Annotated in this window: 22 protein-coding genes; 12 read left to right on the top strand and 10 right to left on the bottom strand. The window is 68.3% G+C overall.

The features are described from left to right. The 3 genes from GB880_RS03885 to GB880_RS03875 form a co-directional block, all read right to left on the bottom strand. Window positions 1–495, bottom strand: a complete 495-nt coding sequence (locus GB880_RS03885) for a tripartite tricarboxylate transporter TctB family protein (RefSeq protein ID WP_154493548.1) — start codon at window positions 493–495, stop codon at window positions 1–3. After that, a complete protein-coding gene (locus GB880_RS03880; RefSeq protein ID WP_154493556.1) occupies window positions 492–1,433 on the bottom strand; it encodes a Bug family tripartite tricarboxylate transporter substrate binding protein in 942 nt (313 codons plus the stop codon). The genes GB880_RS03885 and GB880_RS03880 overlap by 4 nt, the downstream gene beginning before the upstream one ends. A 194-nt stretch (window positions 1,434–1,627) precedes the next feature. Beyond that, a complete protein-coding gene (locus GB880_RS03875; protein WP_154550667.1) occupies window positions 1,628–2,704 on the bottom strand; it encodes an ABC transporter substrate-binding protein in 1,077 nt (358 codons plus the stop codon). 78 nt (window positions 2,705–2,782) lie between these two features. Between GB880_RS03875 and GB880_RS03870 the strand changes: the two genes are divergently transcribed. The 5 genes from GB880_RS03870 (at window position 2,783) to GB880_RS03850 (ending at window position 7,901) form a co-directional block, all read left to right on the top strand. Beyond that, complete coding sequence (locus tag GB880_RS03870) at window positions 2,783–3,457, top strand: response regulator (RefSeq protein WP_154550668.1); 675 nt, start codon at window positions 2,783–2,785, stop codon at window positions 3,455–3,457. Beyond that, on the top strand, window positions 3,454–4,857 hold the full coding sequence (locus tag GB880_RS03865; RefSeq protein WP_263467305.1) for a sensor histidine kinase: 1,404 nt from the start codon (window positions 3,454–3,456) through the stop codon (window positions 4,855–4,857). The genes GB880_RS03870 and GB880_RS03865 overlap by 4 nt, the downstream gene beginning before the upstream one ends. A gap of 194 nt (window positions 4,858–5,051) precedes the next feature. Continuing rightward, complete coding sequence (locus GB880_RS03860; protein ID WP_154493549.1) at window positions 5,052–6,149, top strand: DUF475 domain-containing protein; 1,098 nt, start codon at window positions 5,052–5,054, stop codon at window positions 6,147–6,149. A 148-nt stretch (window positions 6,150–6,297) separates the two neighbouring features. Further along, window positions 6,298–6,801, top strand: coding sequence for a hypothetical protein (locus tag GB880_RS03855; protein ID WP_154493550.1), 504 nt, complete (start codon window positions 6,298–6,300; stop codon window positions 6,799–6,801). Between the two features lie 8 nt (window positions 6,802–6,809). After that, complete coding sequence (locus tag GB880_RS03850) at window positions 6,810–7,901, top strand: hypothetical protein (protein WP_154493551.1); 1,092 nt, start codon at window positions 6,810–6,812, stop codon at window positions 7,899–7,901. Here GB880_RS03850 and GB880_RS03845 read toward each other — a convergent pair. Beyond that, window positions 7,890–8,054 (bottom strand): hypothetical protein, encoded by a 165-nt coding sequence (locus GB880_RS03845; protein WP_154493552.1) that lies wholly within the window; start codon window positions 8,052–8,054, stop codon window positions 7,890–7,892. The genes GB880_RS03850 and GB880_RS03845 overlap by 12 nt on opposite strands. A 182-nt stretch (window positions 8,055–8,236) precedes the next feature. On the opposite strand from GB880_RS03845, the gene GB880_RS03840 reads away from it, so the two are divergent. Together GB880_RS03840 and GB880_RS03835 are read left to right on the top strand one after the other, a co-directional pair. Beyond that, window positions 8,237–9,187, top strand: a complete 951-nt coding sequence (locus GB880_RS03840; protein WP_263467304.1) for a hypothetical protein — start codon at window positions 8,237–8,239, stop codon at window positions 9,185–9,187. 137 nt (window positions 9,188–9,324) lie between these two features. Beyond that, window positions 9,325–9,837: an AmiS/UreI family transporter gene (locus GB880_RS03835; protein WP_154493553.1), complete on the top strand. Its 513-nt coding sequence runs from the start codon at window positions 9,325–9,327 to the stop codon at window positions 9,835–9,837. Here the strand turns inward: GB880_RS03835 and GB880_RS03830 are convergent, their stop codons facing one another. From GB880_RS03830 to GB880_RS03815, 4 genes are all read right to left on the bottom strand, one after another. After that, a complete protein-coding gene (locus tag GB880_RS03830) occupies window positions 9,838–11,922 on the bottom strand; it encodes an NAD-dependent epimerase/dehydratase family protein (protein WP_263467303.1) in 2,085 nt (694 codons plus the stop codon). Window positions 11,923–11,931: 9 nt separating this feature from the next. Then, on the bottom strand, window positions 11,932–12,894 hold the full coding sequence (locus tag GB880_RS03825; protein ID WP_154494565.1) for a glycosyltransferase: 963 nt from the start codon (window positions 12,892–12,894) through the stop codon (window positions 11,932–11,934). An 87-nt stretch (window positions 12,895–12,981) separates the two neighbouring features. Next, window positions 12,982–14,169, bottom strand: a complete 1,188-nt coding sequence (locus tag GB880_RS03820) for an HPP family protein (protein ID WP_154550673.1) — start codon at window positions 14,167–14,169, stop codon at window positions 12,982–12,984. Between the two features lie 93 nt (window positions 14,170–14,262). Continuing rightward, window positions 14,263–14,658, bottom strand: coding sequence for a VOC family protein (locus tag GB880_RS03815; RefSeq protein ID WP_154494463.1), 396 nt, complete (start codon window positions 14,656–14,658; stop codon window positions 14,263–14,265). 112 nt (window positions 14,659–14,770) lie between these two features. On the opposite strand from GB880_RS03815, the gene GB880_RS03810 reads away from it, so the two are divergent. Continuing rightward, window positions 14,771–15,814 carry an AbrB family transcriptional regulator gene (locus tag GB880_RS03810; RefSeq protein WP_154494465.1) on the top strand — a complete coding sequence of 348 codons (1,044 nt, stop codon included), beginning with the start codon at window positions 14,771–14,773 and terminating at the stop codon, window positions 15,812–15,814. On the opposite strand, the gene GB880_RS03805 is transcribed toward GB880_RS03810, so the two are convergent. Beyond that, window positions 15,811–17,712 carry a potassium transporter Kup gene (locus GB880_RS03805; protein WP_154494464.1) on the bottom strand — a complete coding sequence of 634 codons (1,902 nt, stop codon included), beginning with the start codon at window positions 17,710–17,712 and terminating at the stop codon, window positions 15,811–15,813. The genes GB880_RS03810 and GB880_RS03805 overlap by 4 nt on opposite strands. A 108-nt stretch (window positions 17,713–17,820) precedes the next feature. Between GB880_RS03805 and GB880_RS03800 the strand changes: the two genes are divergently transcribed. From GB880_RS03800 to GB880_RS03790, 3 genes are read left to right on the top strand one after another with little or no spacing between them, the layout of a single operon-like run. Further along, a complete protein-coding gene (locus GB880_RS03800; RefSeq protein ID WP_263467302.1) occupies window positions 17,821–19,410 on the top strand; it encodes a DUF4118 domain-containing protein in 1,590 nt (529 codons plus the stop codon). Beyond that, window positions 19,410–20,108, top strand: coding sequence for a response regulator (locus GB880_RS03795; protein WP_154494548.1), 699 nt, complete (start codon window positions 19,410–19,412; stop codon window positions 20,106–20,108). The genes GB880_RS03800 and GB880_RS03795 overlap by 1 nt, the downstream gene beginning before the upstream one ends. Next, the gene (locus tag GB880_RS03790; RefSeq protein WP_229774499.1) at window positions 20,105–20,689 is read left to right on the top strand and encodes a HutD/Ves family protein; all 585 of its coding nucleotides are present in this window, start codon (window positions 20,105–20,107) and stop codon (window positions 20,687–20,689) included. Before GB880_RS03795 ends, GB880_RS03790 begins: the two co-directional genes overlap by 4 nt. A gap of 33 nt (window positions 20,690–20,722) precedes the next feature. Here GB880_RS03790 and GB880_RS03785 read toward each other — a convergent pair whose 3' ends face one another. Next, window positions 20,723–21,652: a LysR family transcriptional regulator gene (locus GB880_RS03785; RefSeq protein ID WP_154494549.1), complete on the bottom strand. Its 930-nt coding sequence runs from the start codon at window positions 21,650–21,652 to the stop codon at window positions 20,723–20,725. Between the two features lie 119 nt (window positions 21,653–21,771). Between GB880_RS03785 and GB880_RS03780 the strand changes: the two genes are divergently transcribed. Next, window positions 21,772–22,719 carry a ring-cleaving dioxygenase gene (locus GB880_RS03780; protein WP_154494550.1) on the top strand — a complete coding sequence of 316 codons (948 nt, stop codon included), beginning with the start codon at window positions 21,772–21,774 and terminating at the stop codon, window positions 22,717–22,719. Window positions 22,720–22,745 lie beyond the last annotated feature (26 nt).

The raw sequence follows: 22,745 nt of genomic DNA, 5'->3' as shown, positions 1-22,745 counted from the left end.
CTAGCCCCCGGCAAAGAACAGCTGCTCGAGCGGCCCTGCGGGCAGATGCAGCATCAGCAGTTGCGAGAACACCACCCAGACCGCAAAGGCGAAAAGGATGCCCAAGGGCAGGGTCAGTGCCAGGTTGCGCTTGCCAAAGGCGCGCGCGGTCAGCGCGAACAGGATGCCGGTGGCGATCGAGAACCCCGCCAGCTTCAGCAGCATCAGTTGCAGCGCCAGCCCGGCGACGATCCACAGCACCGGCACCGGGTCTTGCGCCGGGCGTTCGGGAAACTCGCCGCGCCAGGCCTCGAGCGCGGTCCAGGCCGCCAGTGCCATCAGGCCAAGGCCCACGACGCGGGGCACGCTGGCCGGTCCGACGCCGGAATAGCCGCCCAGATCGGCCAGCCGCGCGCTGTCCCAAAGCATCAGCCCGCCGATCGCCAGCAGCCCCAGCGCCACGGCCAGCGCCGCCACATCGGGGCGGCGCCGGGATTGCGGTTGCGGCTGGTTCATTTCACCAGTCCGATGTCCTTGAGGATGGCGCTGGTGGCCTCGACATCTTCCTCAAGCTGGGCGTCGAACTCCGGCCCGGCCAGATAGGTGTCCATCCAGCCCTTGTCGGCCAGCTGCTTCTGCCAGGCCTCGGACTTCACCATCTTTTCGATGTCGGCGCTGATCTTGGCCTTTTGTTCGTCGCTAAGGCCGGGCGCGGCGGCGACCATGCGCCAGTTCTGCAGTTCGACATCCAGCCCGGCCTCTTTCAGGGTCGGGGCCTCGACGCCCTCGATCGGGGCGGGGGCGGTGGTGGCCAGCAGCCGCAGGGTGCCGGCCTTGACCTGGGCCTCGAATTCGCCCAGCGACGACACGCCGGCGGTGACCTGGTTGCCCAGGATCGCGGCCAGCGCCTCGCCGCCGCCGGAATAGGCGATATAGTTGATCTTGGTCGGATCGACGCCCGCGGCCTTGGCGATCAGCCCGACCGCGATATGATCGGTGCCGCCGGCCGAACCGCCGGCCCAGCTGACCGCGCCCGGATCGGCCTTGAGCGCATCGATCAGCCCCTGAATGTCCTTGATCGGCGAAGCGGCCGGCACCACGATCGCCTCGTATTCGCCGGTCAGGCGGGCAATCGGGGTCACATCCTTCAGCGAGACGGGCGAATTGTTGGTCAGGATGGCGCCGACCATGACATAGCCGCCGACGATCAGCGCATCGGGATTGCCCTTGTTCTGGCTGGCGAACTGCGCCAGGCCGATGGTGCCGCCGGCGCCGGGCACGTTCTGGACCTGCACCGATTTCGAGATGCCTTCCTCTTGCATCACCGTCTGCATGGTGCGGGCGGTCTGGTCCCAGCCGCCGCCGGGGTTGGCCGGGGCGATGATGGTGTAATCGGCCATGGCCGGCAGGGCGATGGCGCCGGCGAACAGGCTGGCCAGAATCAGATGTTTCATGATGCTCCTCCGCAGGGACCGGCAATGCGGTCCGGGTCTTGTTGTGATCGTGTCCTCGGCCCGGATCGGGGGGATCTCGGGCGCTCCTCCTTGGGCCGGTAACGGTCCCTGCGCCATTTCCAGCACAGAAAGCTGACGCGGACCTGACATGTCGGGGGAAATTCTGCGGCGGGGGGCGGCGCTGCGGGGCGGGCTTAGCGGCCGGCCAGGGCCCGGTTCCAGCGCGCCAACAGCCGCGCCCGCGTCGCCTGGTCCAGATAGGCCAGCAGCCCGGGGCTGACCGGCACCGGCTTCAGCCGCAGCCCGGCCAGGTCCTGCATGCCGCCGGCTGGATCGGACTGGCCGGCGACCTCGAGGCTGACGGCCGACAGGCGCAGCGTCTGTGACAGCAGCCGCTGACCGGGCGCGGACATCAGAAAGCCCAGGAATGCCGCGCCAAGGTCCGGTTCGCGCGCCGCCGTCGGCACCACAGCCACCCGCGACACCACCACGGTGAAGTCGCGCGGCAGGATCACGCCCACATCGGGATTGCGGCGCGACCATTCCGCCGCATAGGATCCCAAGAGGTTGTAGCCCAGGGCCAGCCGACCGTCGCCGATGCGTTCGAGCAACTCGGCCGAGGTGGCGAATTGCTGCACCCCCGCCCGGCCCATGGCCGCGACCACCGACCAGATCGCCGGATACAGTTCCTGATCGCGGGCCAGGAACAGATAGCCAACGCCCGATCGCGCCACATCATAGGTACCGATACGGCCCTTCGCCTGATCGGGGTGATCGGCCAACCAGCGCATCAGGTCGGCGCGGGTCGCCGGCGGCTCGCGCCCGGCGAAACTGGGCTTGTGATAGGCAAAGACCGCCGGCTCGAAGGTCAGCGCATAGGCGGTGTCGCGCCAGTTGGCCCAGGCTGGCCAGTCGTCGGTCTGGGGCGTGCGCACGCTTTGGGCAAAGCCGTCGTTTGCCAGCTTGACCTGCAGGTCCATGGCCGAGGAAAATGCCAGGTCCGCCGTGCCGCCGCCGGCCAGGGTTTCGGCAACGATACGGTCGTGCAATTCGGTGGTCAGCAGGTTTTCATAATGCACCGTGATCTGCGGATATTCGGCCTGGAAGGCGGCGATCAACGGCGCGGCCAGATCGTCGTCCAGCGAGGAATAGATCGACAGCACCCGCGTCCCACCCTGCGGGGCGGGAAATTCGCTGACCTGCGCCGACAGCGCGCCCGCGCCCAGAACCAGGGCGGCGATCAGGCAGGGTAGTCGGCGCAGCAGCATCATGCGCGCCAGCCTGCCAAAGCCGAGGCCCGTTCACAATAGCGCTGCCGCTGGCTAACCTGCGCCGCAAGGGAGGACATCATGCGCATCCTGCTGGTCGAGGACAACCTGTCGCTGGCCGAGGGGCTGGCCAGCCTGCTGCGGCAGGCGGGCTATGCGCTGGACGTGGTCCATGACGGCGCCTCGGCCGAGGCGCTGGCGGCGGCGGAAAGCTTTGATCTGGTGATCCTGGACCTGAACCTGCCGCAGATGGACGGGCTTGAGGTGCTGCGCGCCATGCGCGCCCGGCGCAATCCGGCGGCGGTCATGATCCTGACCGCGCGCGGCGCACCCGAGGAACGGGTGCGCGGGCTGGATCTGGGCGCCGACGACTATCTGATCAAGCCCTTCGACATCGGCGAGTTCGAGGCCCGGATCCGTTCGCTGCTGCGCCGGCAGGCGGGCTTGCGCAACTCGACCGTCAGTTTCGGCGATCTGGTGCTGGACCAGACGGCGCGCAGCTTTTTCCTGGCCGGGCAACCGCTGGACCTGCCGGCGCGCGAACGCGGGTTGCTGGAACTGCTGGTGATGCGCGCGGGCAAGGTGGTGGCGCGCGAGGCGATCGTGCAATCGCTGACCTCGCTCGAGGACGAGCTCAGCGCCAATGCCATCGAACAATATGTCAGCCGCCTGCGCAAGCGGCTGGCCCCGGCCGGGCTGACCGTGCGCACGGCGCGCGGCATCGGCTATTTCCTTGATCGGGCCGCGCCGCCGTGAGCGTCTGGCCGTCCCTGCGCCGCCATTCCCTGCGCCGGCGGCTGCTGGCCTGGCTGCTGCTGGCCACCGCGGTGCTGGGGGCGGCGGCATTGATCGATACCTGGCGCGAGGCGCAGCGCATGGCCAATGCCCTGGCCGACCGGGTGCTGGCCGGATCGGCCCTGGTCATCGCCGAACGCGCCTCGCTGGACGATCAGGGGTTGATCGCCATCGACATCCCCTATGGCGCGCTGGAAATGCTCAGTTCGGCGGCGCAGGACCGGGTGTTCTATCGCGTCGATGGCCCGCCGGGGCGGCTGGTGACCGGCTATGACGACCTGCCGGTGGCGCCGGCGCGACCGGGGGCGGAACCCGCCTTTGCCGACAGCCAGTTCCGCGGCGCGCCGGTGCGGGTGGCCAGCCTTGCGCGCGCCGCCTCGACCGGGATCGACGAGGTGCCCTTTGTCGTCACCGTCGCCGAAACCACCAATGCCCGCGACGCGCTGACCCGCGCCATCCTGATGCGCTCGGCGCTGCGGCTGGCGCTGATGATCGGCGGCGCCGCGCTGATCGTCTGGATCGCGGTGTCGGTGTCGTTGCGGCCGCTGTATCGGCTGGGCGAGGAAATCGCCGCCCGCAGCCCGGGCGATCTCAGCCCGATCACCACCCCGGTCCCGACCGAGATCGCGGGGCTTGTGGCTACCGTCAACGGCTTCATGCACCGGCTGGGCGCGGCGCTGGAGGCGATGCGGAATTTCACCGGCAATGCCGCCCATCAGCTGCGCACGCCGCTGGCGGTGGTGCGCACGCAGCTGGCGCTGGCGGCCCGCGCCCCCAGCCTGCCCGAGGCGCAGGCCGCCGCCGGCAAGGGCGATGCCGGCGTCGCCCATGCCGAACGCATCCTGGCGCAATTGCTGCTGCTGGCGCGGGTCGATGCCGGCGGTGGCGGCGAATTGCAGCGCCTGGACCTGACCGCCCTGGCCCGCGACCTTACCGCCGATCATATCCCGCAGGCGGCCGAGGCCGGCATCGACCTGGGCTTCGAGGGCGACGAGCCGGTTTTCGTGCGGGCCGAGCCGCTCTTGCTGGGCGAGGCGCTGACCAATCTGCTGTCCAATGCGCTGAACCATGCCGGTCCGGCGGTCGAGGTCACCATTCGCGTGCGCCGCGCGGGTGCGCAGGCGCTCTTGGAGGTCGAGGATAACGGCCCCGGCATCCCGGCTGCGCAGCGCCATGCCGTGATCGGCCGCTTCAACCGCGCCGCCAGCGGTGATTCGGTTCCGGCGCGTCCGGGCCTGGGTCTGGGCCTGTCGGTGGTGGATGAAATCGCCCGCCTGTTCGGTGGGCGCCTCGAACTGGTCGAAGCCGCCGCCGGGCAGGGGTTGCTGGCGCGCATCACCCTTCCGACGGACGCGGGCTGAAATCCGCACAGGCCGGTTTGCACCGCAACAAGGGGCTTGAAAAATCACCGCCGAATCGGCATGTTTCGCGCATTCGTGATCGCCGGCATGCGGCGACACGCGAACAGCTTGATGTCCGGGCCCCTCTGGCGAACGTGGCGGCACGTTCGTGATGTCGGCATCGAACTTTGACCAGCCGCCTGGAATTTCTTTACATGTCGCAAAATGGCAACCCCCTGGCGGGGAGTGGCGTGGTGGACGGGGCGCGTCGCCCGACCATGAAATATTTCACCTGGGCCTTCATCGTGACCGTGCTGGGTTTGATGCTGGGCGGTGTGCTGGGCTGGCAGACCACCGGCACGCTCGGCGGCACGCTGTCGGTGTTCTTCATCTGTGCGGTGCTGGCGGTGCTGGAAATCTCGTTGTCCTTCGACAATGCCATCGTCAACGCCAACAAGCTCAAGGACATGACCCCGAAATGGCAGCGCCGGTTCCTGACCTGGGGCATCCTGATCGCGGTGTTCGGCATGAGGATCGTGTTCCCGCTGCTGATCGTGGTGATCGCCGCCAAGATCGGTCCCTGGCAGGCGATGGTGCTGGCCGCCAGCCAGCCCGACGAATATTCGCGCATCATGCATGACGCGCATCTGCCCATCGCGGCCTTTGGCGGCACCTTCCTGATGATGGTCGGGCTGAGCTTCTTTTTCGACCATGAAAAGGACGTGCATTGGGTCAAGTGGCTGGAAAAGCGCATGACCCGCTATGCCACCATCCGCGGCATCGAGGTCGCCATCGTCCTGGTCACGGTGCTGGTGTTTTCGCGCTTTCTGGACGGGGCCGATGCGCAGATCTTCTTCAGCTCGGCCATCTGGGGGCTGCTGACCTTTCTGCTGGTCGAGGTGCTGGGCGGGCTGCTGGACAGTTCGCAAGAGGCCCTGCATGCCGGCGCCAAGGGCGGGCTGGGCGCGTTCCTGTATCTCGAGGTGCTGGATGCCTCGTTCAGCTTCGACGGGGTGATCGGGGCCTTTGCGCTGACCCACAACCTGTTCGTCATCGCCATCGGCCTGGGCATCGGTGCCATGTATGTGCGTTCGATGACCATCATGCTGGTCGAACGCGGCACGCTGTCGGAATACCGCTATCTGGAACACGGCGCCTTCTATGCCATCATCGCGCTGTCGGTGATCATGTTCGTCCAGCCGCTGGTGCATATCCCCGAGGTCATCACCGGCCTGGGCGGCGCCACGCTGATCGGCATTTCCTTCTGGTCGTCGCTGCGCTGGAACCGCCGCAACGGCGAGGCGCTGGGCTAGCACCGCGCCCTCTTTGCCCGATCCTGAGGCCGTCCCTTGCGGGGCGGCCCCTTACGGTAAATGTTGATACACCCCTTCGGTTGGCCGCTCTGCGGCCAATCTTTTCTTTACCTGACTGCGCTTGACTGAGGTCCGATGGAGGTGTCAGGTGAATCAGGTCTCGAAAATATCTTCGACAGCCGGCAAGCCGCTCGCGCGCCGGTTGTCTCTCCCCTGCGATGGGGTAGGTCTGAACTTCTGCCGCAATCCGCTTTGCGCAACTTTCGGCATCCCGCCTGATCCCTTCAAGCGCCAGCGGGGCGCTCCACCCGCTCCGAAAGGAACCATCCGCGGAGTGGTGGCCGGCAAGAAGCACGAGGATTTCTTCCAGAGCCAGACTTGCGGCAGAACCTCGCGGCTCAAGAACAACAGGGCGATAGCCGAGGAACACCATCGGCTCAAGCGACTTCACGAGTTCAATCCGGCTGCCCCCTCGTGCCCGGATCAGAAGTGCTTCGCGCACGGGATGGAGCCGGAAAAGAATCCCGGTTTCCATCGTCGCTTCGGCAAGACGGCGAAGCGTGATCCGCGCTGGCAGAGCCGCCTGTGCGCGAAGACCTTTTTCATCGGCAAGCCCGCCCGCCGCCATAAGCGATCCGACAAGAACCGCTGATCTTCCAGATGCTCTGCAACGACACCTCGCTGTCAAAGATCGGCAAGATCGCGGACATCTCCTATCGGTATCTCTACGCGAAGATCGCCTACTTTCATGACCGTTTTCGCGCCTTCACGGCCGAGCGGCAGGATTTCTCCAAGGTCGATTTCTGTGAGGCGGGATCGCGCTTCGCGACCGACAGCCAGACCCTGATCATCAACTGGCCCACAAAGCGGAAGCGGACGTCCGTGGCCGTCCAGCATCTCTGCACCGCACATGCCCGCTTGGGCTTCATCATGGAAGCCGCCCTCCAGTTCGATCCCTCGATGAGCATGGACGATGCCGAGGCGCGGGCCGTGGCCGCCAGCGAGGATCATCTCTCGGTCGCTTTCCGCACACATGCACGCGTTTGGACGAAGACCGAATTCGAGGCCTACCTTGCGCGCCTGCAGAAGCAGAAGCGGGTCAAGGAAACAGACCTCTATCAGCTGCCCCACCAAGGCGTTCTTGTTCGCTACGACATCCTGCAATACGCGCACGCCCTGCGGATCCGCGAGATGGTCTCGTCAGCCAATTGTCCGATCTTTCTGGTGATGGACGATGATCGCGGCCTTCAACAGGCCTTCGCAGCGGAGATTCGCGCAGCGGTGTGCGACATCGCGGTGGTCAGCTTCGACAAGGGGATGACCAATGACAAGCACAACCAGGTCGTCGCTGATGGCCAGGTCAGGCGCGCGGAGATGTCCGGGGGGAGCCTGGGCCTGATCCGCACCCTCTCGGACGAGGACTACGCTGCGCAGCGTCGACTCCTACTTTCATTGCTTCCGGAGCAATATCCGCTTTGCGTCCCGGCCCTCTATCTTGTCCGGCTCGGTCGGACACACTTGGGACAGGCACTACCTCCACAAGCCCGAGCTGATCACGAAGATCGCCGAGATCTACCGTTTTTACCACAACTGCTGCGCGCCGGGCTGCCGACAAGAAAACGCCCACGATGCGCCTGGGGCTGGCACGCGGGCGCATCTCTGAACGGGATTTGCTTTAGTCTTGGTTGGCAGAGCGTTACACTGCCTTCCCGATCGCAGTGCCGATGTTACGGCTCGCGGTCAGCAAAATGAAGGTGAAGAACCAAAGGATACTCCCCAGCCTCCGGCCCACAGCCCCGCGGTTGCCATGACAGCAAGCGCGATGATGGTAAAGATTACGGCGGCCACGATGGCGTTCCAGTCGGTTCTTTTCAGCTTCTTGCGTCCGTCAGGCTTGTTGCTCATCAGTATTTCCCGTTGCTCTACAAGCCAGATAGGAGGGCCCAAGAAATTGGAAAAGCCGCCGAAAGGGTCTTCGGCGGCTTCATCATTTATCGTAAGGGGCCGTCCCTTGCGGGGCGGCCTTTTTGCTGCGCGCGCGGCGGGGGGCTGCTATACCCCAAGGGCAGGCAGAGACGGAGGGTTCGGTGCGGTATCTGGTGGCGGGGGTTCTGGTCGCGCTGGCGCTGGCGGCGCTGTGGCTGGTGCTGGGGCGCGGGGCGGGCGGCGGCGGTCGCGATGACGGCGCCGATGTCCAGGCGCTTTACGCCGCGCCTCGGCCGCTGCCCCAGGGGCCGCTGCGGGTCTATCACCTGGGCCACAGCCTGGTCGGGCGCGACATGCCGGCGATGCTGGCGGAACTGGCCGGGGCCGGGCATGATTACGCGCTGCAACTGGGCTGGGGCACGGCGCTGAGCGAACATTGGCAGGGCCCCGAGGCGATCAACGGCTTTCAGGCCGAAAACGCCACGCCCCGCTACCGCGACGCCGGGCAGGCGCTGGACAGCGGCGACTACGACGCCTTCGTGATGACCGAAATGGTGCGGCTGAAGGATGCCATCGCCTACAAGGACAGCCGCAAGGCGGTTGCGCAATGGGCGGCGCGGGCGGCAGCAGGCAACCCCGACGGTCAGATATTCCTGTATGAAACCTGGCACGCGCTGGACGATCAGCCCGAATGGCTGTCCCGCCTGCCGCTGGACCTGGAAACCCAGTGGAAGCCCGATCTGCTGTGGCCGGCGGCGCGGGCGGCGGGCCGGCCGGTCTGGCTGATTCCGGCGGGGCAGGTCATGGCCGCGGTCGTGGCCGAGGCCGAAGCCAAGGGCATCGCCGAACTGACCCGGCGCGAACAGCTGTTCGGCCGCGACGCCGAAGGTGCGCTGGACCCGATCCATCCCGGCGATCTGGGTCTGTATCTGGTGGCGCTGACCCATTACGCCGTGCTTTACGGCCGCTCGCCCGTCGGGTTGCCGGCGCAGCTGCATCATGCCGACGGCAGCCCGGCGCAGGCGCCTTCGCCGGAACTGGCGCGGCGGATGCAGGAGATCGTCTGGGAGGTGGTGCGCGCCAACGCCCTGACCGGGGTGCGCGCGCCCTGATCGCGACCCACCCGTGCCAGCCCCCTTGCGCCGGCACATTCTGAATTGCCCGTCCGTTGAAAATCGCGGCATTGACCTTGGCGCGGTTTCGCCGCTTCTGGCGGCCGGATGGGTCGCTTTGGCTGGTAGGGTGCAGGATGCTGACGGGATTGGTGCTGTTTTACGTGGGCGCGGTGCTGTTTCTGAACGGGCTGTGGCTGATGGGTCGTATCAGCGACCGGGAAATCGTGGTCATCAACCTGGTCACGGCGCTGGTGTCGGGGGCGGTGGTGCTGCACGATGTCTTTGGCGCCGGGGCCGATGCCGCCAGCATCCGCAATGGCGCGCTGGGGCTTTTGTTCGCCACCACCTATCTGTGGGTGGCGCATAATCGGCTGAGCGGCGTCGATGGCCGCGGGCTGGGCTGGTTCAGCCTGTTCGTCGCCGTGACCGCGGTGCCGGTGACGCTGCGGGCGTTGGCCACCGCGACAAGCCTTGCCGATTACTGGATGGCGCTGAACTGGGCGGCCTGGGCGGTGCTGTGGTTTCTGTATTTCCTGCTTCTGGCGCTGGGCCGGCCGATCCTGCGGCCGACGGCCTGGTTCACGCTGTTCTGTGGCATCCTGACCGGCTGGCTGCCGGGCTTTCTGATGCTGGAAGGCTGGCTCTGATCACCAGAACAGATGCGCCTGATCGATGGCCCGGCGCCAGAAGGCGTCGGGATCGGCCTCGGGGCGCCAGCCCAGCAGCTCCTTGGGCTTGCGGTTATCGAAGGGCGACAGATGTCCGCGCGACTTCCAGTCGGACAATGATGCCGGCGCCGCGTCGCGCCGGCGCAGCGCGTATCGCTTCAAACCTTGCTTCAGCACATCCGCCGCCCACAATGCGGTCAGGTTCGAGCCGCTGACCCTCAGCCGGGCGCCGGTGCGGCGGTGGATGGCGGCGAAATAGTCGCGTCCCGAAAACAGCGGCTCGCCGACCAGGTTGAAGCTTTCGCCCAGGGCGCGCGGGCTGTCCATCATGGCGATGATCCCGTCCGAGACGTCATCGGCCAGCACGAAGGGCAGGATGTTGCGCCCGCTGCCCCACAGCCGCACCGCTCCCGCGCCATGCCAGCGGCCGATGCCCCAATGCTGCAACGGCCCGCCGTCGCCCAGCACGATGCCCGGGCGCGCGATCACCAGCCGCAAGCCCTGCGCCTGCAAGGCCAGCAGCCGGCGCTCGCCCTCGGCCTTGGCGCGGGCATAGATGTTGCGCTGTTCCATCGCGCCGAAATCGGTGGCCTCGGTGATGCTCCGGCCGGGGTCCGACATGTCGTATGAGGCGATGGTGCCGGTGTGGATCAGCCGACCGATGCCGGCGCGGATCGCGGCGCGGCCGATGCGCTCGGTGGTGGCGACGTCGTTTTCCAGCGCCGCCTGCCAGTTCTTGTCGGTCGATTTCGCCAGGTTGATGACGCAATCCATCCCCTGCATGGCGGCGACCAGCCCGTCCTCGTCCCGCATCGAGACGCCCACCGTGTCCACCCGGTCGGCCAGATCGGGAAACGGCCCTTGCCGCCCGCGCGAGACCACGCGCACGTCATGGCCCTGTTCGACCAGGCGCCGGGTCAGGTTGCGGCCGATGAAGCCGGTGCCGCCGATCACCAGCACCCGCGGCGCGGGCCGGCCCGCCGGCCGGGCCGGCACGGCGGGCAGTTCCGGCAGCCGCGCCAGGCTGTCCTCGATGCCCTGCATGACCATGCGCGCGGCCGGCGGCGCCAGGCGCGGGTCCGGACGGCCCTCGCGCAGCCCGGCATGAAAGGCCGCGACCGTGGCGCGAAAGCTGAGCCCATAGGGGCTTTTCTGGTTCAGCGACGCGGCCTGCCGGACGGCGTTGCGCAGCCCTTCGCGCAGATGGCCGCCGGCGCGTCCCAGCTCCTTCAGCAGCGGGTTCAGCACCAGATCGGCGGTGTTGTCGCGGGCGATCACCAGCGTATCGGCGCCGTAATCCAGCCGTGCCAGCCCCGAGGATCCGCGCAGCGTCACCGAGCGGTCGTCGAAGGTTTCGACCAGCGACAGCGCGATGCTGACATCGACCCGGCCGGCGCGCGCCAGGATGCGCCAGCTTTGCGGGCGCTGCTCGCCCCCGGGCAGCGGCACCCATTGGCCCAGGCTGACGTGCTCGATCTCGAGCGGGCCGAACAGGTCCGTGGCCAGCGAGAACGGATGCGCCCCCAGTTCCAGCAGCAGGTTCGGCGTCTCGCGCAGCATCCACAGCCCATAGGGCCCCGAGCGCAGCGGCACCAGCGGCAAGGCCCAGTTGATCTGGGCCGATGACACCAGCCCCAGATCCCCCGCCTGCAGCGCCGATTTCAGCCGGCCATAGGCGGGCAGGCCCAGGAAATTGTGACAGGCGCCCAGCTGGCGCCCGGCGGCCTGGGCGGCGGCGGCCATCTCGTCCAGCTCGGCCACCGACAGCGCCACCGGCTTTTCGACCAGCACATGCAGCCCGGCGTTCAGGCAGCGGATCGCCAGATCGCGGTGCAGGTTCGGCGGCGTCAGGATATGGACCACATCGCAGACCCCGGCCGCGATCATCTGGTCCAGATCGGCAAAGGCGGCGATGCCATGGCTGTGGGCCAGCGCCTCGGCCGCGTCGCGGGCGGGATCGCAGACCGCGACCAGCCGCGCGCCGGGGGTGGCGCGGATGGCATCGGCGTGCCAGGGCGCGATATAGCCGGCGCCGATGATGCCGACGCGCAAGTCGCTGGTCATGGAAAACTCCTATTTATACTCGATAATACGCATGTCCCGCCCCAGCCACCGGCGGCGATAAAATGTCAGCATCCCGATCAGGTTGGGGATCTTGGCCAGCGTCAGCAGTCCCGCCTGCCGCCAGGCCATTGGCCGCCCGGACAGGCCGCGCGCGGTTTTCCACCACGACAGCGCATAGGCCGCCAGCACCGCCAGCAGCAGCCAGCGGCTGACAAGCAGCCCCAAAAGGCCCAGCAGCGGCAGCACCAGCCCATAGACCCAGACCCGCAGCCGTTCGCGCCGGAAATAGGGCGGGTGCATGGCGCCGACCTGGGCAAAGCCGTGGCCGTTGCGGATCGTGCGCTGCCACCACTGGCCAAAGCGGGTCATGTCGGCGTCGTGCCAGGTCATCTGCACCGGCAGCCGCAGCAGGCGCCAGCCGGCGCGGGCCAGTCGCAGGCAGAATTCGTCATCCTCGGCCGCGATCACGACAGGGTCGAAGCCGCCGATCTGGCGAAAGGCTGCGGCGCGCACCATCATGTCGCCGCCGCAGGCGGTGATCGGCCCGGCGGGGCGGCGCCAGTCCACCTCGCACATCTGGTTGTAGACGGTGGCGGTGGGGTGGATTTCCCCGCGCCAGCCGGTGACCAGGCCCAGCCGGGGATCGTCGTGCAGCGCCGCCATGCCGGCCTGCAACCATTCCGGCTCGACCCGGCAATCGCCATCGACGAATTGCACCAGCTCGGGGCTGCCGGCCTGTTCCAGCGCCTGAAACCCGGCGTTGCGGGCGCGGGCGGCGGTAAAGGGGATGGCGCTGTCCAGTTCGACCACGATCACGCCAAGGTCGCGGGCAAAGGCCACGCTGTCATCGGCCGAGCCGCTGTCGACATAGACGACGGGATCGCAGTGCCCGACCAGCGAGCGCAGGCAGGCCTTCAGCCGTTCGCCTTCGTTGCGGCCGATGGCCACGGCACCAAGCCGGGTGGGGGTCATGATTCCTCGTGCAGGTTGTGGCACCGCGCCAGATTGCCCCGCCCTTCGCGGTTCTGCAATGCGGCTGGCGCCGGCAGGCCGTGACCGTCATCCCTCGGCAACCAGTTCACGGCGCAGGCTGTGGCGCGCCAGCGCCGAAATCAGGTCGGTCTGGGTGACGATGCCGACGATGCGATCACCTTCCAGCACCGGCACGGCATCGCAATCGCCCGAGGCCAGCAGCGGCAGCAGGGCGGCGATGGGCGTGTCGGGGGCGGCGCGCGGCGCATCGGTCTGCATCACCTGGGCGGCACGCACTGCCGGCCCGTTCCGGCCCAGCAGATGTTCCAGCGCCGCAAGAAGCCGCCTGTCATGACGAAACGCATCCTCGCGCGCGCGGCGGATCAGATGCAGCTGGAAAATGATGCCGCAATAGCGGTCATCGCCTTCGACCACCGGCAGGGCCGTGAAGCCGTGGTGCCGGAACAGGTCGGCGACCTCGGACAGGCGGCTGTCGGGGGCGACGGTGATCAGGTCGCGCGACATCATGTCGGCCGCGGTCATCGGCCCGGTCAGGTGAGTGGCCGCCTGCAATTCCGCCGCGCCGATCAGCCGTGCCAGATCCTCGACCCCCAGGTTCAGCGATTGGCGATAGCGTTGCAGGATGTCGGAAAGCTCGTCGCGCGACAGGCCCAGCCGCTCGATCGCCGGGTGATCGGCGGTGCCATGCGGGCCGGGCTCGTCGAACTGGCGAAACGGATAGCGCCGGCCGGTCAGCCGCGCATAGGCCATGGCGATCAGCACCAGCGCCACCGTGCCCGCCAGCACCGGCGTCAGCACGAAGCGCAGGCCCATCTCGCGCAGGGCATCGGGGTTCATCGCCGCCGTCATCGCCACCGCCCCCGCCGGCGGATGCACGGCGCGCAGGGGGATCATCGCCGCGATCGACAGCCCGACGGCCAGCGCGATGCGCCACAGCGGGTCGGGCACCCAAAGGCAGGCGCCCAGCCCGACCAGCGCCGCCGCGCCATTGCCCACCACCGCCGACCAGGGCTGTGCCAGCGGGCTGTTCGGCACTGCGAATACCAGGACCGAGGTGGCACCGAAGGGGGCGATCATCGCCAGCCCCAGCCGCAGATCGGCCGAGGGCGACAGCAGAAACAGCCCCGCCACCGCCAGTCCGACCACCGCCCCCAGGGCGGCGCGCAACGCCTCCTGCGCCGAGCCGCGCCCGATGGCCGGGCCAAGGGCCCGCGCCAGCCACCGCAGCCGGCCGCCGATGGTCAAGGATTTCATGCGCGATCCGCCTGTCGGGCAAAGGGGGTTACCCGGGGTCAATGTCGCAGCAGCGCCGCACATGCAAGCCCGGATTCGCCCGACGCCGGCCGCCTAGCGGTAGCGGCCGCCGCGCTGAAGAACCTCGATCTGGTAGCCGTCCGGATCGGCGATGAAGAAGAAGCGTGCGACAACCTCGCCGGCCGGGGCGAAATCGACGATCTTGCGCGGCGCCAGCCCGGCAGCGGTCAACCTTGCATGCTCGGCCTCGAGATCGTCGACCGACAGCGCCAGATGCCCATAACCGTCGCCCAGGTCATAGGGCTGGCTGCGGCCCTTGTTGATGGTCAGTTCCAGTTCGAAATCGTTTTCCGCATTGGCCAGATAGACCAGGGTGAAATCGGGAAAATCCAGCCGGTCGGCCACCTCTAGCCCGAAGGCTTCGCGATAGAAGCCGACCGAGCGCGCTTCGTCGAGAACGCGAATCATGCTGTGAATGGCGCGGGCCATGCGAATCTCCTGTGCTGGCGAGGGTGTCGTTATGGCGCAGACGACAAGGATTGTCAGCCGCACCATGGACAGGCCGGCACGGCCATGGCAGGCAGCGGGTATGGGGCGCGAGATGGGACTGTTCGGGCGCAGGGTGCTGACATTTGGCGTGGCCGCGCTGGGCGCGACCGGCTTCGTCGCGCTTGGCCTGCCGCTGCCGCTGCTGCTGGGGCCGATGCTGGCCTGTCTGCTGGCGGCGCTTGTGGGGCTGCCGCTGACCGGGGCGGGGCGTCTGGGCACCGCCATGCGCAGCTTTCTGGGCGTGGCTGTCGGAGCGGCAATCACGCCGCAGGTGCTGGCGCAAATGCCCGGCATGGCCATGTCTCTGGCCCTGGTGCCCGTCTTTGTGGCGGCGATCGCGCTGGTCGGTTATCCGCTGCTGCGCCGCGGCTTCGGTTTCGATCCGGCCACGGCCTGGTATGGCGCCATGCCCGGCGGGCTGCAGGACATGCTGGTGTTCGGCGAAGAGGCCGGAGGCGACATAAGGGCGCTGTCGCTGATCCATGCCACCCGGGTGCTGGTCATCGTCACCGCCGCGCCACTGATCCTGCACGCGGGCTGGGCGGTCGATCTGTCGCAGGCGCCCGGCGCGCCGCTGGCGGCGGTTGGGCTGGGGGAAATCCTGCTGATGATCGGCGCGGGGATCCTGGGCTGGCTGGGCGCGCAGCGCATGGGCATGTTCGGCGCCTCGATCCTGGGGCCGATGATCCTGACCGCCGCGCTGTCGCTGGCCGGTCTGATCACGCAGCGCCCCCCGGCGGCGATGATCCAGGCCGCGCAGCTTTTCATCGGCATCGCGGTGGGGGTGAAATACGCAGGCATAACCCTGCGCGAACTGCGTCGCCATGTCGCTGCCGGAGCAGTCCATGCGCTGGCGCTGGCCGGGCTGAGTCTGGTGATGATCGAGGTCATCGTGGCCCTGGGTCTGGCGCCGGGGCTCGAGGCGTTTCTGGCCTTTGTGCCCGGCGGGCAGGCGGAAATGGTGGTGATCGCCATCATTGCCGGCGCCGATCTGGCCTATGTCGTATGCCATCACCTGTTGCGCATGATCCTGGTGATCGTGCTGGCGCCGGTGGTTGCCGCCTGGGCGCGCCGGCGCCAGCGCGAGGGGGGCTAGATGTTCATCTGCGCCCCGATCTCGACCACGCGGCCGGCGGGGATGCGGAAATAATCCGAGGCGCCGGCGGCATTGCGCGACAGCGCGATGAACAGCTTGCCCTGCCAGGCCGGCACCCGGCTGCGGGCAGCGATTCGGATGCGCCGCCGCGACAGGATGAAGGATGTCGCCATGATGTCGAATTTCCAGCCCTGGCGCCGGCACAGCAGCAGCGCCTGCGGCACGTCGGGTTCCTCGGCATAGCCATAGCACAGTTCGACCCGGCGGAAGCGGTCGTTGATGTCCTCGATCCTCACCCGCTGGCTGTCGGGCAGGCGCGGCACCTCGGCGGTGGTGATGGTCAGGATCACGTTCTGTTCGTGCAGCGACTTGAAATGCTTGAGACTGTGCAGCAGCGCCGAGGGCGCCAGGTCGGGGGTCGAGGTCAGGAACACCGCCGTCCCCGGCACGGTGGCGATGCTGTCGGATCGCGCCAGCTGCGCCAGCAGCACGTCCAGCGGCAGTTCCAGTTCGCGGTCCTTGGCGGTGACCACGGCGCTGCCGCGCATCCAGCTGGCCATGACGATCAGCACCAGCGCCGCCAGGCCCAGCGGCACATAGCCGCCGTCGTGGATCTTCATCAGGTTGGCGCCCAGAAAGGTCAGGTCCAGCGCCAGGAACGGCAGCATCATCGCCACCGACAGCCACAGCGGCAGCCGCCAGTGCCTATGCGCCACCACCATGGCCAGCGTGGCGGTGATGACCATGGTGCCGGTCACCGCGATGCCATAGGCCGAGGCCAGCCGCGAGGACGAGCCGAAGATTACCACCAGCGCCAGCACCGCCACCATCAGCCAGCGGTTGACCCCGGGCATGTAGATCTGGCCCTGATGTTCGTCCGAGGTGTGGCGGATCTTCATGCGCGGGAACATGCGCAGCTGCACCGCCTGCCGGGTCAGCGAATAGGCGCCGGTGATCACCGCCTGGCTGGCGATGATCGTCGCCAGCGTGGCCAGGATCACCACCGGCAGCAGCGCCCAGGACGGAAACATCAGGTAAAACGGGTTGGCCATGGCCGAGGGGTTGGACAGCACCAGCGCCCCCTGACCGAAATAGGTCAGCAGCAGCGCCGGAAAGGCCACGAACAGCCAGGCGACCTGGATCGGGCGGCGGCCGAAATGGCCCATGTCGGCATAAAGCGCCTCGGCCCCGGTCACCGCCAGAAAGACCGCCCCCAGCACCATCAGCCCCAACCGGCCGTTCTGCAGCATGAAATGCAGCGCGTAGAGCGGGTTCAGCGCCGCCAGAACCTCGGGGTCGCGCAGCATCCAATGCGTTCCCGCCGCGGCCATGACCAGAAACCACAGCAGCGTGATGGGCCCGAAGAACCGCGCCACCGCCTGGGTGCCGCGCTGCTGGACCAGGAACAGGCCGACGATGATGGCGATGGCGATGGGCTGGATGAAGGGTTCGACCTGATGGGTCACCAGCTTCAGCCCCTCGACCGCGGACAGCACCGAAATCGCCGGGGTGATGGCGGCATCGCCGTAAAACAGCGCCGCCCCCAGCATGCCCAGCACCAGGATGGCGCGGTTCGGCCGGCCCAGGGCGCGCTGGGCCAGCGCCAGCAGCGACAGCGTGCCGCCTTCGCCCTCGTTGTCGGCGCGCATCAGGATCAGCACGTATTTCACCGTCACGATCAGCACCAGCGCCCAGACGATCAGCGACAGCACCCCCAGCACATCGGCGCGCAGCACCTGGCCGTGGCTGGCGCCGGCGGCATGCATCGCCTCGCGAAAGGCATAAAGCGGCGAGGTGCCGATGTCGCCATAGACCACCCCGATCGCGGCCAGCGAAAGCTGCGCCAGCCCGGCCCGGCGTGGCGGAATTGTGTGCAGTTCGGTTTCCAGACTTGCCATGTGATTCCCTTTTGCCGGACCCGCCGGCGCAGGCAGGCAGGATGCGCCCTGTCGGCATAAGGGATCGACAGGGAACTGCGCCCCCGGCGTAAGGATTTCGTAAAGACCATGGACAAGGCCGCCGCCATCGCGCCAGATCGCCGCATGAGCCCGGATCAGAACCCGCCACCCCCCTTGCCGCCCCGCCGCTGGAGCACCGCCCCCAGCCTGGCCGGGCTGGTCGGGGCCGGGCTGCTCTTGGCCTCGGTCACCTGGGCGGCGCGGGTTCTGCACGACTGGCTGCCCGAAAACGTCTCGATCCTGCTGTTTCTGGCCAGCGTGCTCATCAGCGCCGCGGCCTTTGGCTTCTGGGTAGGTCTGGCCAGCGCTCTGGGCGCGATCGCGGCCTTCAATTTCCTGTTCGTCGAGCCGCATTTCACCCTGCATATCGAGCAGCCCCATGATGTGGTCACGGTGGCGGTGTTCCTGCTGACCGCCAGCCTGACCGGGCTTCTGGCCGGGCGGCTGCGCGAACAGGTCGATGCCGCGCAAGGTCGAGCCGCCGCGCTTGAGGTGCTGTCGCGGGTCAGCACCGACCTGGCCGGCGTCCGCGCGGCCGATCAGGTGACCGCGGTGGCGCTGCACCACCTGCACCGGCTGGTGGCCGGGCCGGTGATCGCGCTTGCCCCCGGCGCCGAGGGGTTGCAGGCGCTGTCAGCGCTGCCGACGGATTTCGTGCCCGATCCGCGCGATCTTGATGCCGCCGACATTGCCCTGCGCCGCGGCCGCCCCGAAATCGCCGCTGCCCAGGGCTGGAGCGGCTCGCGCCTGAGTTTCTATCCGCTGGGCGAGGCGGGACAGAACCGGCTGGTGCTGGGCCATGCCCGCCTGTCGCCCGACCGGCGCGACCGCGAATGGCGCGAACAGGCGATCCAGCTTGTGCTGGGCCAGACCGAACAGGCGCTGGCCCGTCTGACGCTGGCCGAAGAGGCCGAGGCCGAGCGCCGCCGCGCCGCGGCCGAGGAAACCCGGGCGGCGCTGCTGGCCTCGTTGTCGCATGACCTGCGCACGCCGCTGGCCACCATCCTGGGCGCGGTGACCACGCTGCGCGAACTGGGCGAAACGCTGCCGCCGGCCTCGCAAGTCGATCTGCTGGCCGCCATCGAGGAGGATGCCCAGCGTCTGGCGCGTTATGTCGAAAAGCTGTTGCAGCTGACCCGGCTGCAAACCGGCATCGCCGCGCAACTGGCCTGGGTCGATGCTGGCGACGTGGCCCAGGCGGCGGTGACACGCGCGCGCCGGACCTGGCCGCGCCTGCGCATCCAGGCCGAGGCGGCGGGCCTGCCGATGATCCGCGCCGAAGCCGGCTTGCTGGAGCAGGCGTTGTTCAACCTGCTGGAAAATGCCGCCAAATACGGCCAGGATCCCATCCGCCTTTCCGGTCGCGCCGATGGCGACGAACTGGTGCTGGCGGTGCAGGACGCCGGCCCCGGCCTGCCGCCGCGGCTGGCGGAATGGATCAATGCCGCCGATATGGCCGGGGCGCCACCCGGAACCGGGCTGGGCCTGCCGATCTGCAAGGGCATGGCGCGGGCTCTGGGCGGACGGATACGCGCGGCGCGCAGCAGCGCCGGCGGCGGGCTGGTCGAGCTGCACCTGCCGCTGCCCGTCGCGCCGCCGGCGCAGGCACGTGCCGCAGCCTCGACGGGGACGGGCTGATGCGCGCCCGCCAGCTGATCCTGATCGTCGATGACGAACCGCAGATCCAGCGTTTCCTGGGTCATGCGCTGGTCGCCGCCGGCTATGACATCTGCATGGCCGCGACGGGGGCCGAGGCGCTGGCCCAGGCCCAGGCGCGCCAGCCCGACCTGATGATTCTGGACCTGGGCCTGCCCGACATCAACGGCAAGGAGGTGATCGAGCGGCTGCGCCTGCGCTCGGACCTGCCGGTGATCGTGCTGTCGGCGCATGACCAGGAAATGGAACGGATCATGGCGCTGGACATGGGGGCGGACGATTTCGTGGCCAAGCCCTTCGGCATCGGCGAGTTGCTGGCCCGGTTGCGCGTCAGCCTGCGCCCGCGCCGTGGGGTGACGGCGCAAGTGCTGCGTCATGGCGGGCTGGTGATCGACCTTGCCGGGCATCAGGTCAGCCGCGATGGCGTGGCGCTGCGGCTGACGCCCAAGGAATTCGACCTGCTGGCGGCGCTGGTCGGCAATGCGGGCCGGGTGATGACCCATCATCGCCTGCTGCAACTGGTCTGGGGGCCGGCGCATGTCGATGACGTGCCCTATCTGCGGGTGTTCATCGGCCAGCTGCGCCAGAAACTTGAACGCGACCCCGCCCGCCCCGAACTGATCCTGACCGAGCCCGGCGTCGGCTATCGCTGGGCCCCGCCCGAGGAGGCCGCCCCATGACCCTGCGCATCCTGCGCGCCGTCGATCACCGCCGCATGCCGTGGAAGAACGGCCGCGGCGAAACGCTCGAGGTAGCGGTCGGTCCGCCCGGCGCCGGGCTGGACGATTTCGACTGGCGCGTCAGCATGGCCGGCGTGACCGAGGATGGCGCCTTTTCGCTGTTTCCGGGCATCGATCGCAGCCTGGCGGTGCTGAGCGGCGCCGGGCTGGAAATGCAGCTTCCAGACCTGCCGCCGCAGCGCGTGGTGATGGACGGGCCGGCGCTGACCTTTGCCGCCGATATTCCCAGTTCGGCACGTCTGCTGGCGGGGCCGGTCAGCGACCTGAACGTGATGACGCGGCGGGGTGTTTTTTCCCATGTGCTGCTGCGCGCCGACCACGGGCTGCCACCGGCGGGGGAACGGGCCGGCGCGGTGACGCTGATGCTGGCCACCCGGCCGGTGGTGGCGCATCTGGCGGGTCGGCGGCTGGAACTGGGGCCGCTGGATGCGGTGATCTGCACCGATGCGCTGGCGCATCTGGACCCCGGGCCGGTCGCCGGGCTGTGGGTGGCGCGGATAAGCCCCTGCCTGGGCACGTAGAGGCCAGCCCCCAAGGTTCAAGGCCGCGCCCTGTCACGACGGCTTTTGAGGGGCCGATTGCCAGGGCGGCTGCTTCAGCGCCGCCGCCAGATGATCGACAAAGCGGCGCAGCTTGGCCGGCATCGGGTTGACCGGCGGCCACAGCGCCACGATGGGCATGGGCCGCGTGGGATGATCGGGCAGGATGCGCAGCAGCTCGCCCCGCGCCAGGGCCGGCGCGGCGATAAAGCCCGGCAGCATCGCCAACCCCAGTCCGGCCACCGCCATGCAGCGGATCGCCTCGCCATTGTTCAGGGTCAATCTGCCACTGACCGGGGGCGACACGAAACGGTCGCGGTCGCGAAACTGCCACAGCAGGCTGTTCGGGACATGGCTGTAGGCGATGACCTGATGCTGGCGCAGATCGGCCAGGCTGCGCGGCTGGCCGTGCTGGCGCAGATATTCGGGGCTGGCGCAGGCGATGCTTTCATCCTGGCACAGCTTGCGTTGCATCAGCGCCCGGTCGCGGATATCGCCGATGCGCAGGGCGATGTCGAAACCGTCGCGGACGAGGTCGCGGCTGCGGTCATCGTAATCGACAAGGATTTCCAGCTGCGGGTTCTGTGCGGCGAAACTGGCGATGATCGGGCCCAGATGCAGCAGGCCGAAGCTCATGGGGGCCGAAATCGACAGCCGGCCGCGCAGCGGCGCCAGCCCGTCCATCTGCCAGGCGGCGCCCTCGGTCGCGGCGGCCAGTTCGTTCAGCGCCGGGCGCAAACGCTCGGCCAGGTGCAGCGCCGCCTCGGTCGGGGTGATGCGGCCGGCGTTGCGTCGAAACAGCGCCGCCCCCAGCGCGGTTTCCAGATCGGCGATGCGCTTGCTGACCACCGATTTCGACAGGTTCAGCCGGGCGGCGGCGGCGGTGATGGTGCCCAGTTCCATCACCGTCAGAAAGGTTTCCAGATCGTCCAGCTGATAGCGCATGGCCCAAGCCTAGCCTGCGCGCGACCGTTCGCAAGCACCGAACGCCATGTTCACGCAACGGGCGCTGGCGCAAACGCCGCGCGGGGCCGATATCGTCACCAAAGCCACAGGAGACCGCCATGCAGCCGCTGACCGGAATTCACCACCTGACCGCCATCACCGCCCAGGCGCCGCAGAACAAGCAGTTCTATACCGGCACCCTGGGGCTGCGGCTGGTCAAGAAAACCGTCAACCAGGACGATATCAGCGCCTATCACCTGTTCTATGCCGACGGGCTGGCCTCGCCCGGGACCGACCTGACCTTCTTTGACTGGCCGGTGGCGCGCGAAAGCCGGGGCACGCGCTCGATCAGCCGCACCGGGCTGCGCATCGCCGCCGACAGTTTCGACTATTGGGCCGGACGCCTTGCCGATGCCGGCTTGAGCCAGGGCCGGATAACCACCCTGGACGGCCGCCAGAGCCTGGATTTCGAGGATCCCGAAGGCCAGCGCTTTCGCCTGATCGAGGATCCGGCCGACAACGCCGCCAACCCTTGGGACCAAAGCCCGGTCCCGGCCCGCCATCAGATCCACGGCCTGGGGCCGATCACGATTTCTGTGCCCGAACTGGCGCCGACGCAGGCGATGCTGGAACAGGCCATGGGTCTGCGCCTGGTCCGCGACTATGCCAGCCCGGACGGCCATGGGGTGGTGCATGTCTTTGAAATGGGCGCCGGCGGGCCGGCGGCGGAACTGCATGTCGCGGTGCAGCCGCAACTGCCGGTGGCGCGTCAGGGTGCGGGCGGCGTGCATCACGTCGCCTTCCGCGTCCCCGACAAGGCGGCCCTGCGCGGCTGGGCCACGCATCTGCGGCAACTGGGCCTGCCCAACTCGGGCGAGGTCGAGCGGTATTATTTCCGCTCGCTGTATTTCCGCGAACCGGGCGGCAACCTGTTCGAGATCGCCAGCGACGATCCGGGTTTCACCGTGGACGAGCCCCTGGCGCAGCTGGGCGAAACCCTGTCGCTGCCGCCGTTCCTGGAGCCGCGCCGCGCCCAGATCGAGGCGGGTCTGCGCCCCTTGGATTAGGTCCAAGGCCGCACCGGACGCACAGG

This window comes from Paracoccus sp. SMMA_5_TC, assembly GCF_009696685.2.
GTDB lineage: Bacteria > Pseudomonadota > Alphaproteobacteria > Rhodobacterales > Rhodobacteraceae > Paracoccus.
The sequence above is the reverse complement of the archived record's forward strand: the minus strand, read 5'-3'. Positions and strand labels throughout refer to the sequence as shown.

What these genes read in the sequence shown, in the direction of transcription:
- GB880_RS03830 (WP_263467303.1), bottom strand. Translation starts at nt 11,922, where the DNA reads ATGACCAGCGACTTGCGCGTCGGCATCATCGGCGCCGGCTATATCGCG.
- GB880_RS03835 (WP_154493553.1), top strand. Translation starts at nt 9,325, where the DNA reads ATGCTGACGGGATTGGTGCTGTTTTACGTGGGCGCGGTGCTGTTTCTG.
- GB880_RS03860 (WP_154493549.1), top strand. Translation starts at nt 5,052, where the DNA reads ATGTCGCAAAATGGCAACCCCCTGGCGGGGAGTGGCGTGGTGGACGGG.
- GB880_RS03815 (WP_154494463.1), bottom strand. Translation starts at nt 14,658, where the DNA reads ATGGCCCGCGCCATTCACAGCATGATTCGCGTTCTCGACGAAGCGCGC.
- GB880_RS03875 (WP_154550667.1), bottom strand. Translation starts at nt 2,704, where the DNA reads ATGATGCTGCTGCGCCGACTACCCTGCCTGATCGCCGCCCTGGTTCTG.
- GB880_RS03850 (WP_154493551.1), top strand. Translation starts at nt 6,810, where the DNA reads ATGCTCTGCAACGACACCTCGCTGTCAAAGATCGGCAAGATCGCGGAC.
- GB880_RS03810 (WP_154494465.1), top strand. Translation starts at nt 14,771, where the DNA reads ATGGGACTGTTCGGGCGCAGGGTGCTGACATTTGGCGTGGCCGCGCTG.
- GB880_RS03820 (WP_154550673.1), bottom strand. Translation starts at nt 14,169, where the DNA reads ATGAAATCCTTGACCATCGGCGGCCGGCTGCGGTGGCTGGCGCGGGCC.
- GB880_RS03790 (WP_229774499.1), top strand. Translation starts at nt 20,105, where the DNA reads ATGACCCTGCGCATCCTGCGCGCCGTCGATCACCGCCGCATGCCGTGG.
- GB880_RS03785 (WP_154494549.1), bottom strand. Translation starts at nt 21,652, where the DNA reads ATGCGCTATCAGCTGGACGATCTGGAAACCTTTCTGACGGTGATGGAA.
- GB880_RS03805 (WP_154494464.1), bottom strand. Translation starts at nt 17,712, where the DNA reads ATGGCAAGTCTGGAAACCGAACTGCACACAATTCCGCCACGCCGGGCC.
- GB880_RS03845 (WP_154493552.1), bottom strand. Translation starts at nt 8,054, where the DNA reads ATGAGCAACAAGCCTGACGGACGCAAGAAGCTGAAAAGAACCGACTGG.
- GB880_RS03885 (WP_154493548.1), bottom strand. Translation starts at nt 495, where the DNA reads ATGAACCAGCCGCAACCGCAATCCCGGCGCCGCCCCGATGTGGCGGCG.
- GB880_RS03870 (WP_154550668.1), top strand. Translation starts at nt 2,783, where the DNA reads ATGCGCATCCTGCTGGTCGAGGACAACCTGTCGCTGGCCGAGGGGCTG.
- GB880_RS03825 (WP_154494565.1), bottom strand. Translation starts at nt 12,894, where the DNA reads ATGACCCCCACCCGGCTTGGTGCCGTGGCCATCGGCCGCAACGAAGGC.
- GB880_RS03880 (WP_154493556.1), bottom strand. Translation starts at nt 1,433, where the DNA reads ATGAAACATCTGATTCTGGCCAGCCTGTTCGCCGGCGCCATCGCCCTG.
- GB880_RS03780 (WP_154494550.1), top strand. Translation starts at nt 21,772, where the DNA reads ATGCAGCCGCTGACCGGAATTCACCACCTGACCGCCATCACCGCCCAG.
- GB880_RS03800 (WP_263467302.1), top strand. Translation starts at nt 17,821, where the DNA reads ATGGACAAGGCCGCCGCCATCGCGCCAGATCGCCGCATGAGCCCGGAT.
- GB880_RS03795 (WP_154494548.1), top strand. Translation starts at nt 19,410, where the DNA reads ATGCGCGCCCGCCAGCTGATCCTGATCGTCGATGACGAACCGCAGATC.